This window comes from Turicibacter sp. HGF1 (assembly GCF_000191865.1).
Classification (GTDB): Bacteria; Bacillota_I; Bacilli_A; order MOL361; family Turicibacteraceae; genus Turicibacter; species Turicibacter sanguinis.
Genome location: NZ_AEXQ01000022.1, coordinates 25742 through 35711 on the forward strand (window position 1 = coordinate 25742; position 9970 = coordinate 35711).

General features: G+C 33.4%; 8 protein-coding genes. 3 read left to right on the forward strand and 5 right to left on the reverse strand.

Translation table 11 applies throughout. The annotated features are described in order from the left end of the window. The first annotated feature begins 334 nt into the window (after positions 1-334). Positions 335-610 carry a hypothetical protein gene (locus tag HMPREF9402_RS02405; RefSeq protein WP_006784195.1) on the forward strand — a complete coding sequence of 92 codons (276 nt, stop codon included), beginning with the start codon at positions 335-337 and terminating at the stop codon, positions 608-610. Between the two features lie 216 nt (positions 611-826). On the opposite strand, the gene HMPREF9402_RS02410 is transcribed toward HMPREF9402_RS02405, so the two are convergent. After that, positions 827-2593, reverse strand: coding sequence for a helicase-related protein (locus HMPREF9402_RS02410; RefSeq protein WP_006784196.1), 1767 nt, complete (start codon positions 2591-2593; stop codon positions 827-829). Positions 2594-2846: 253 nt separating this feature from the next. Between HMPREF9402_RS02410 and HMPREF9402_RS02415 the strand changes: the two genes are divergently transcribed. Further along, positions 2847-3356 carry a GNAT family N-acetyltransferase gene (locus tag HMPREF9402_RS02415; RefSeq protein ID WP_009606368.1) on the forward strand — a complete coding sequence of 170 codons (510 nt, stop codon included), beginning with the start codon at positions 2847-2849 and terminating at the stop codon, positions 3354-3356. A 23-nt stretch (positions 3357-3379) separates the two neighbouring features. Here the strand turns inward: HMPREF9402_RS02415 and HMPREF9402_RS02420 are convergent, their stop codons facing one another. The 4 genes from HMPREF9402_RS02420 to HMPREF9402_RS02435 form a co-directional block, all read right to left on the reverse strand. Further along, complete coding sequence (locus HMPREF9402_RS02420; RefSeq protein ID WP_006784198.1) at positions 3380-4021, reverse strand: pentapeptide repeat-containing protein; 642 nt, start codon at positions 4019-4021, stop codon at positions 3380-3382. 14 nt (positions 4022-4035) lie between these two features. Next, complete coding sequence (locus tag HMPREF9402_RS02425) at positions 4036-4350, reverse strand: thioredoxin family protein (protein ID WP_006784199.1); 315 nt, start codon at positions 4348-4350, stop codon at positions 4036-4038. Positions 4351-4464: 114 nt separating this feature from the next. Continuing rightward, positions 4465-7710, reverse strand: a complete 3246-nt coding sequence (locus tag HMPREF9402_RS02430; protein ID WP_238526639.1) for an FtsX-like permease family protein — start codon at positions 7708-7710, stop codon at positions 4465-4467. 2 nt (positions 7711-7712) lie between these two features. After that, positions 7713-8417 (reverse strand): ABC transporter ATP-binding protein, encoded by a 705-nt coding sequence (locus tag HMPREF9402_RS02435; protein ID WP_006784201.1) that lies wholly within the window; start codon positions 8415-8417, stop codon positions 7713-7715. A 224-nt stretch (positions 8418-8641) separates the two neighbouring features. On the opposite strand from HMPREF9402_RS02435, the gene HMPREF9402_RS02440 reads away from it, so the two are divergent. Continuing rightward, positions 8642-9223: a TetR/AcrR family transcriptional regulator gene (locus HMPREF9402_RS02440; RefSeq protein ID WP_009606363.1), complete on the forward strand. Its 582-nt coding sequence runs from the start codon at positions 8642-8644 to the stop codon at positions 9221-9223. Positions 9224-9970 lie beyond the last annotated feature (747 nt).

Consider the following 9970-nt stretch of genomic DNA (forward strand, 5'->3'; position numbering starts at 1 on the left):
TTTTAAATTCTATTCGACTTCTCACTTTGCTCCTCGAATTATCTCAGTCTAAATAAGTTTTTCACACTCGGAAAACTTTTACTCAAAATAGTGGAAGCTTATTCTCTTAAAGATGTTAGATTGCCCCTATCGTTCTCCTTAGTATCAACAGAAGGGCTTAAGTAGTAAGTCTGATTATAAATGTATGAATTAAAGTTCTTTTGTATATAGAATTGCATATTGCTTAATTTGTATTTTAGGATATGTTATATTTAAAACTAGGAAATCATCAATCTTTTACATTTAATAAAAGATTGTTTATCAATATGTTTTTTTTACTAGGAGGGGCTTTTAAATGTTTAACGATATTTTAATCAAACCAAACAATAATGAACTTCATGTTTATAGTTACTTTGATCGTGAATTTATTTGTAGCGTTAAATTAAATGATAAAATTCAAATAGAATGTTATGATGACATTGTTTTTCTTTCAGGAGAACTTAAACAAAACACGATTACGAATCAACTACATTTAGTTGACCGAAATGGATTTGTTTGCCCTATTGAATTTGGAACAGTTTATAAAAAGCTTTGGTTAATTGAAGATGAATCAATGTTTAATAAATTCTAATTAATGATTACTAAAAAAGGTTCAGAACTCAAGTTTCTGAACCTTTTTACTTGATGTTAGTAGCTTTAGTATGACTTGAGTAGAAGTGATAAGACTCAACCCTATACTATTTTATTGGCTACTTATGAACAATGATGCTATCCTCACTTATCCTATCATTTAAAATTGATTTTCGTATGCGCCTGATTTTCATCATCCAATTAATATCATTTAAATTTAGTATCTTCCTTTTATAAGTAAATCATTGATCAGTTCACTGATTCTCAGTCTTTCATCGTATACCCATTCAACATCAAATTCAATATTGAAACTTTTACAGAATGAGTAGTATAGGTTAACCTCTTGATAGTAGGTTTCTAAATTTGATAAATTAACTTCACCTAGATGAGGTCTTGGTACTTCACCCACTTTTTGAACAAAATAGCTTTCGATGAAAAATAGTAGCGTCGATAAGACTTCATCATTATGCACATCAATTGGTAACTTCATCAATTTCCATTCCACATATTCATCCAATTTATAACGACGGACTTTATCTAAGACTAAAATATAATCACGGATATCCATCTTACGATAATACAGGGTCTCAACAGGCATTGTACTCCAAAGCGCCAGCTTTTCTTTGAGCGGTAATCCTTCAATCTGAAGTAACACTTCACTTGGTCCAATGACAGCTTGTTCAATCGGGTCATCTTCCATCTCAATCTTTTCTTTTAAAAATGAATAAGAACGTCCATACCCTGCTACATATCCGACTTCATAAATTCCAATCCTTCCTGCTCGTCCTGCAATTTGTTTGACTTCTTGGGACGTTAAAAATCGTTCTTCTTCTCCATCAAATTTGCATAAATTCATGAATACAATGCGTCGAATTGGCAAATTAACACCCATTCCAATCGCATCCGTTGACACTAAAATTAAATTTTTCTTATGCACAAAGTCATAATACTGCATTTTACGAACCTCGGGTGGCAAATCACCATAAATCACACTCGCATTGATTCCCATCTCCTTATACTGTTTTGCTAGCTGTAAAACTTTTCGTTTTGAAAAAAGGATAAAGGCATCTCCTTCTTGTGTATCCTGATGATTAAATGGCTCTTTTTCTATAACTAATGGCACAAGTCTTTCATATTCAATGACTTCAAACTCATCGCCACAATCTTTAATCATTTCAAGTAAGATTTCTTTTGCATTTAACGCCCCACAGACATGAATCTCAGAACATCGAAGCCCTAAAAGAGCACGCGTCCAAGAAGAGCCACGCTGATAATCTCCAATCATCTGAATCTCATCAATAACTGCTACATCGTAAGTCTGATCTAAATTCACTTTTTCAACCGTTGAACTTTGATGGTTTGCTTCGGGAATAATAACCTCTTCCTCCCCCGTTAATAACGTACAAGGTACCCCTTCTTTATTTAACCGTTCATAAATTTCAAGCGCCAAAATGCGAAGAGGTGCAAGATATACACCTTTTTGACTTTGTTTTAAACGTTCAATAGCTCGATGGGTTTTTCCCGTATTCGTCTGACCTAAATGCAAATAAATTTTACGTTTAAGATTTCTTGCTTCCTGATATTCATCTTTAGGGTTTTTGGGAAAATGTGTTTTAAATGAATCCGCCATTAAATTAGGAATATGACTACTGACGAGCGCCGTTAAAATACCCGATGATAAATACTCTGGAAGATGCGATTGAACAATTTCATCAAATTCAAAGCTTGTATTATTTTTGTCATTATAGTCTTCTAATAATCGAACTGATATTTCATCTAACAAGTCGCGATATTCCTTATACACTTGATGATACCCTTTAAGCGATTGACCATCCATTTCAGTCAGCACCTTTAACTTTTTTCGAACTGCCGCCTCGTGATTCCACAGGTTTCCTATCTTAGTGTGGTGCACGACTTGTTTAATGCCGAATAGCTGTTCTTTTAATTGTTTGAGGTCACGGATTTCACGTCTATTTTTTTTCATAATCATCACCTTCAACAAATTTCGACTTTCTACTCATTATTTATAGGATGGTCATTTTTTAAAAAACATTGCTCACTTTTTACTTTTCTTTTTATATGCTATACTAACAGTGTTGAAAAAATTTTTTATAAACTAAGGAGTTGTTTGTTTGATCAAGCATCGTAAAATGGATTCCGTCCTTTAAGAGAGGACATCCAATTTGTCCTCTCACAGTAGCAAAAATCGTACTACTAACTAATTGGAGGATTTAAAAATGAACTTAATTATTAGAACTGAACATGAAAAAGAATTTAACCAAATTTATGACTTTGTGCGTATAGCATTTGAAACAGCTCAAGTATCGGATGGAAACGAGCAAAACTTTGTCAATGAGCTTCGCGCCAGTGAAAACTATATTCCTGAACTTGCCTTAGTCGCTTTAGTTGACGGAAACATTATTGGACATATCATGTTAACAAAATATATCGTTCAAGATTTGAATCAAAATCATGACGTTTTATTACTTGCTCCACTTTCTGTTGACCTAAATTATCGCGGTCAAGGTATAGGTTCAAAACTTGTCATGAAAAGTTTTGAGCTAGCTCGTAAGATGGGATATACAGCTGTTGTATTAGTTGGGGATCCTGCTTACTATCAACGATTCGGCTTTAAATCTTCTGTTGATTTTGGCATCAACTGTCATGAAATTCCTGCTCAGTACATTCAAGCTTGTGAATTAGTTGAAGGAAGTTTAGATAACGTCTTTGGCACTCTTACATTCTAATGAAAACACCTTTAGGAAACTCCCTAAAGGTGTTTTATTTTTAGTCCAAGTAGTGTCGCTAATTGAAGAGCCTGTTCTGGTGAGACACTTAATCCTTTTAAATTTTCCATTGGAATTACAATTCCGTCTATCTTACAGTTTGAAAAATCGAGACCATTCAATGAGGTGTGAATAAATTCTGCTATCTCTAATTGATTTTCTTCAAATGCAACTTTATTAAACTGACATTCATTAAAACTTCCATGTGAAAACTGATTACTTAGTAAATTTACTTTTTTAAACGTTGAAAAGGAAAAGTTGATATATCGTCCACTATTTTCTTTAAATAGTGTTTGTTGGATGCCACAGTTTGAGAAATCACTTCCTGTCAGACGACAGTTTTGAAAAATACAACGATGTATAATTCCATCAGGCATTTTAATATTAGACAAATCACAGTTTTCAAAAATCGTATCCGTTAAATCAATATGATCAAATTCACATTCTAAAAACACAACATTTTTAAAATGACATTGATTTAAACTTAGACGCTCAATGGATAAATATGAAATTTCTTCGTTTTCAAATTGCATCCCATGAATGTAGTAGTCTTCTGCCAAGCACTCTGTGAAGGTAAGGTTATGATTTAATTTCCCTGTTCTTTTCGGTTTCTCAATTTTCTCCATTGTCTACTTCTCCTCTACTTATAAATCATTTCGTATAATCTATTTATTTTCTCATTTAAGGTATGTATACTAAAAATTCCCGCTTCTTTGATATATTCTTTCCCCTCTATGAATAGAATCGTAGCGGGAACGGAATAGACGCCAAAGTGTGATGAAATTTCAGCATCCTTATTCACATCTATTATCCGCATTTCAATTTCAGGATACTGCTCTATTAATTTTTCTACTTTCGGTAATAACGCAAGACAAGCACTACATTGGCTTCCTTTAAAATAGAGCAACATCATTTGATGTGTTGAAAGTTGTTGAAGCAACAAATCTTTATTCATATAGGGCTCCTTTTTGTCTCATTCTTAATAAGTATTATTATATCCTGATATAGTTTTAATCTCACCTTAATTTATAAAAAAGGTTCGCTCTTATTGAGAGCGAACCTTTTTGGCTTAATCGACTGATTTAAGTGATTCTACCATTTCGATTTTTTTCAATTTATAATACATTGCAAAGTTTACTACGAAGGCGAATAAAATAGTTAAGCCTGCTGAGTAAATAAAACTTAGTGGAGCAATTTGTCGTCCAAACATCATATTATCAAGTTCGACTGTGAGCATGATATAACGATGTAGTAAAATTCCAAGTCCAAGTCCAACAACCGTTCCAATCAAGGTTAAAATGATATTTTCTCGATAAATATAAGCTGAGACTTCTTTATCATAGAATCCTAATACTTTAATCGTTGCAATCTCACGCATACGTTCTGAGATGTTAACATTCGTTAAATTATACAAGACGACGAATGCTAAAGCTCCGGCAGAAATAATCATTAATAAAACGACATAGTTCAAATTCTGAATCATGTTATCAAAATTACTTCCAATCGATGAGTTCCAACTTATCCCACTTACACCCGCTTGATTCATATAATCTGATGAAACCGCCTCTTCAAGTTCTAACGTATCATCATTAGCAACACCTAAAATACTTTCAAATGTTGGCGTCTCATTAAATAATTCTTCATAATAAGTTGGTGATAAATAAACATAATGGAATAAATAATTTTCAACAATTCCCGCTACTTTAGCCTCTGCTTTTTTACCATCGGCATTTTCAATCGTCACATTATCTCCAACTTTAACCCCCAATTGTTTACCTACTTTCTCACTCAACACGAATCCATATTCTGGAAGTTCAACCTTTTCTTGTGTCACACGATTTCTGAGTGAAACAAATGGATCTAAATCAGCAACTGAATGGGGAACGAAGACATTAACATCTTTTGTCACGTCATCATCAGATAGTTTACCATTCTCACTATGAATTGATAAAACGCCCTGAATTCTCGGATCATTTTGTAGCTCAGTAACTAGTGCTTTTTCATCTGAAAGTGAAATATCTTTATTTAACTTCATCGTCATATTATATTTAAATATTTCTCCAAATTGCGTATCCACAATTGTACGAATTGAATCTTTAACTCCAAATCCTGTTACAAGTAACGCCGTACATCCCGCAATTCCAAAGACTGTCATGAAGAAACGTTTTTTGTAACGGAATAAGTTTCGTACCGTTACTTTCGCAATGAAGTTTAGGCGATTCCAAATGAATGGAAGACGTTCTAGTAAAATTCTTTTCCCTTCTTTCGGTGCTTTAGGTCGCATTAAAATAGATGGTGTTTCTTTTAATTCCGCATTGACTGCAAAGAATGCTGATAAGGTTGTGACCCCTACTGCAATAAGTGTTGCAATGATTACCAATGGCCAACTAAATACTAAAATAGTATCTGGTAAAGTATACATCATACCATAAGCATCAATCACAACATTCGGGAAAACATTAAATCCGATTATGGTTCCTAAAATTGCCCCTGTCATACTTGCTAGTGCAGCATAAACTAAAAACTTCGATGCAATTTTGACTTTACTATATCCTAATGCTTTTAACGTTCCGATATTTAATCGTTGTTCATCTACCATGCGTGTCATTGTTGTTAAACAAACTAAGGCAGCAACTAAGAAGAAGAAAATCGGGAAGATTTGTGAGATGGCTTCAATACTCGAAGCCGCATTTTTATAATCTACATATGAATAATGAGAATCTCGATCTAGCACATACCATTCTGGATAAGTCATATCATTAATTTGATCCTGTGCTTCTTGTAGCTTTTCTTCGGCCTCTTTAAATTGTTCTTCTGCTTCGGCTTTTCCATTTTCATAGTCCGCTTCAGCTTTAATTAATTCTGCTTCACCTTTTTCAATTTCATCTTCTGCTGTCTTAAACTGTGCATAAGCATTTGATTTTTCCGTTTCTAATTTAGCTTTTTGCTCTGCTAATTCTTGTTTTGAAGCTTGAATCGTACGTTTTCCAGCTAAAATTTGATTTTCTCCATCAATTAAGGCTTGTTTATTTTTCTCAAGTTCAGCTCTTCCGGCATTTAATGTCTGTAGCGCTGATTCATAACTTTGTAAGATAGGAGCAAGTTGCGCTTCAATAGCCACTCTTTGTTCATCTGTTAAATCTGGATTTTGTAGTGAGGCTTGTAGTTGATTTTTATAGGCATCAAGTTGTGCAACTTGTTCTTCCCCAGATTTAAGCTGTGCCTCAGCAGCTGCTATTTGAGACTGTGCACTTTCTTTTTGAGCTAAAAAATCATTATACGCACGATTTAACTCATCCTCTGCTTGTGTTAACTGTGCTTCCCCCTGTGCAATTTGTTCCTCAGCTGATTGAATCGTACTTTCAAACTCTGCTTTATTAGAAGCAAGTTGAGCTTTTCCGTTTACTAAATCTTGTTTCGCTGTTTCGATTTGACTTGCGGCATCCTCAAGTTCTGCTAGTGCCTCTGCTTTTTGCCCCTCGTATTCTATTCGATTTTTATCAAGTTCTGACTGTGCTTCTTCCATCACTTCATCATATCGATGCTTTGTTTGAGTTTCGCTTAGCACTTCAATTTCATCTACTACGTGAGACACTGTGTCTTTATACTGATCTGAGAATGTATCAAGAGCTTTTGTGTTCGATAAACTCACATACATTTCAGTATAGATATCTGATTTAAAATCACTTTGTGGAATCATCATAAAGCTTGAGATATTTCCGCTCCCGATATTTGATGTTCCTTTATCTGCTGACAAATAATATGGCGTTTCAACAATTCCAACGATCGTATATTCAGTTGTTTTTAATGTATCACTTAACGGGTCATCTGTCCCTGATTGTAATTGTATTTTTGAACCTAGTTCAATTGAGCCAAGATATTTACTTTTTTCAACAACAGCTTCTCCAGATTTTTCAGGTAATCGCCCTTCAACTAGTTTAACTTGGTTAATATAATCTGGATTATTTGAATTTAAGTTATCAATTGGTAAGGCATGCAATCTGATAACTAATTCATTATCTTGATATTTTGTTAAAACATCTTGTGTAAAGGTTGGAAAAACCCCTGACACATCATTTAAACCTTTAACAGCTTCAACATCCTGATCGGTGAAACCAAGGGTAGAGATTAATCTCAAATCCATGAAATTATAATCATCATAGTATTGATCTACTGTCTTTTGCATAGCAAGCGGAGCAGATTTGATTCCGACAAAGAAGGCAACGCCAAGAGCAGAGATCATTAGAATCGACATAAATCTTCCTAATGATTTTTTGATATCACGGAAGGTATCTTTTGTTAAACTCTTACTCATTCTTACCACTCAATCCCTTCTACTGGCATTGGGTTTTCGTTGATTTCGATCTTAGCTACTTTTCCATTACGAACATGGATAATTTTATCCCCCATCGGTGCAATAGCTAAGTTGTGGGTAATCATAACGACCGTCATCCCCATTTTACGACATGTATCTTGTAATAATTTTAAGATTGCTTTTCCGGTATTGTAATCTAATGCACCGGTTGGTTCATCGCATAATAATAATTTTGGATTTTTGGCCAATGCTCGTGCAATAGCAACACGTTGTTGTTCTCCACCCGACATTTGAGCAGGAAAGTTATTTTTACGATGTCCAAGTCCCACTGCCTCTAAAACCTCTTGAACATTTAACGGATTTTCACAAATCTGAGTTGCTAGTTCAACATTCTCAACAGCTGTTAAATTTTGAACTAAATTATAAAACTGAAAGACAAATCCGATGTCATGACGACGATATGTAATTAATTCCTTATTTGAATAATTATTAATTTCGTTTCCATCAACTAAAATCTTTCCACTGCTGGCATGGTCCATTCCACCTAATATATTTAAAACAGTACTTTTTCCCGCTCCACTTGCCCCAGCAACAATGACAAATTCACCTTTATTAATGGAAAAATCAACACCGCTTAAAGCTTCAATTTCAACTTCTCCCATTTTGTAAACTTTTTTTACATCTTTAAACTCAATGTAACCTGCCATCTTATCACTCCCTATTTTGTTTCCTTATATTTTTAGCATCCTGAGATAGCTTACTCACAGATTTGAGCATTAATGCTAAATAAACAGATTATTGACTTTTGAACATATGTCTATTATTATTCATTTTAATAAAATGTACAATAATCAATCTTTTACACCGTGTTAAATAATCAACATTCTTTAACTATATGTTCAATAAATAAAAAAAGAAGGGATTATATAAAATGAAACCTAAACTAGAAGACCGCCGTGTTAGGAGAACAAAAAAACTATTAAAAGAAAGTTTTATTGAATTAATGTCTGAAAAACAAATCAAAGATATTACGGTAAAAGACCTTACTGAACATGCTGATTTAAATCGTGGAACTTTTTATCTTCACTATCTCGATATCTATGATTTATTAAATCAGCTTGAAGATGAAGTCATCGAAAATGTTTCAATGATGATCCAAGATTTTAATTTTAGGAATTCTAATCAATCGACTTATTTATTACTAGAACAACTCTTTGAATATATTTATGATAATAAACATATTTTAAAAACCTTTTTGCGGAGTCATTCACAAGGACATTTTTTTAATAAAATCCAACTCTTAATTAAAACGATAGGGCTTGATACACTGAAAAATCTTTATCAAGAAAGTGATTCTATTGAGTATACTTTATTCCTATCCTTTGTTTCAAATGGCGTTATTGGTGTTACAGAACAATGGATTTCTGATGGTATGACCCTAACACCAAAAGAAATGGCACTATTAATTGATAATATTATCAATCATGGTGCCAGAATCCTTATTCAAAAATAAAAAAAGAACTGTATCCTGTGATACAGTTCTTATACAAAGAAGAAAGACAAAAAAAGTAAACTAAAAATGAAAAAATTAAGCGCATAAATAGCGGTAGAGAAACTTAGGAGAAGAAGAACTTCTACTCTTCTATCATATACAGTTATTCGCGATGTTAGACTGTTTTTTTTATTTTCTCCTATCAATCGTCAGTTTTTTTAAATTAATTTGATTTTTTTGTTGCATTTTATCTCTATACGTGTTATTCTATAAAACCAACCCCTTGCGTTAAGACAAGGAATGTTTCGAAGGTTGAAGGAAGAACAATTTCCACGTACTGTTCTTGATGTGTTTTTGCATATATCATCGTCGGTAATGATGATAACCGAAGCATTCACAAAAAGGAAGTAATTACCACAAAAGATAATTACGAGCGCTTTTTCATAAATAGAGCTCAGATTGACAACATAAATGATGAGAGTCATCTCCTCACAGAAACCAATATGAAGGCTAATTCCTTAGATTCCTAAGGAAACGTGGCCACTAGGCTCTGTTTATTTTTCTTGTTTAAACGCACATGCGTTTTATAGGAAGAAGGCCTGTAAAACCTTTGGGGTTAATAAAACACCAAAGGAGGAATTTGTAATGAAACAAATTCAAATGTTAAAAGATGCAGCAAAAGGTTTAGTAATTGGAACAGCTTTATTCTATGTTACACCACATGTGATTAACATCATCGCAATGTCAGTTGCAACAAAATAATTTCAT

What these genes read in the sequence shown, in the direction of transcription:
- HMPREF9402_RS02405 (WP_006784195.1), top strand. Translation starts at nt 335, where the DNA reads ATGTTTAACGATATTTTAATCAAACCAAACAATAATGAACTTCATGTT.
- HMPREF9402_RS02420 (WP_006784198.1), bottom strand. Translation starts at nt 4,021, where the DNA reads ATGGAGAAAATTGAGAAACCGAAAAGAACAGGGAAATTAAATCATAAC.
- HMPREF9402_RS02430 (WP_238526639.1), bottom strand. Translation starts at nt 7,710, where the DNA reads ATGAGTAAGAGTTTAACAAAAGATACCTTCCGTGATATCAAAAAATCA.
- HMPREF9402_RS02425 (WP_006784199.1), bottom strand. Translation starts at nt 4,350, where the DNA reads ATGAATAAAGATTTGTTGCTTCAACAACTTTCAACACATCAAATGATG.
- HMPREF9402_RS02410 (WP_006784196.1), bottom strand. Translation starts at nt 2,593, where the DNA reads ATGAAAAAAAATAGACGTGAAATCCGTGACCTCAAACAATTAAAAGAA.
- HMPREF9402_RS02415 (WP_009606368.1), top strand. Translation starts at nt 2,847, where the DNA reads ATGAACTTAATTATTAGAACTGAACATGAAAAAGAATTTAACCAAATT.
- HMPREF9402_RS02440 (WP_009606363.1), top strand. Translation starts at nt 8,642, where the DNA reads ATGAAACCTAAACTAGAAGACCGCCGTGTTAGGAGAACAAAAAAACTA.
- HMPREF9402_RS02435 (WP_006784201.1), bottom strand. Translation starts at nt 8,417, where the DNA reads ATGGCAGGTTACATTGAGTTTAAAGATGTAAAAAAAGTTTACAAAATG.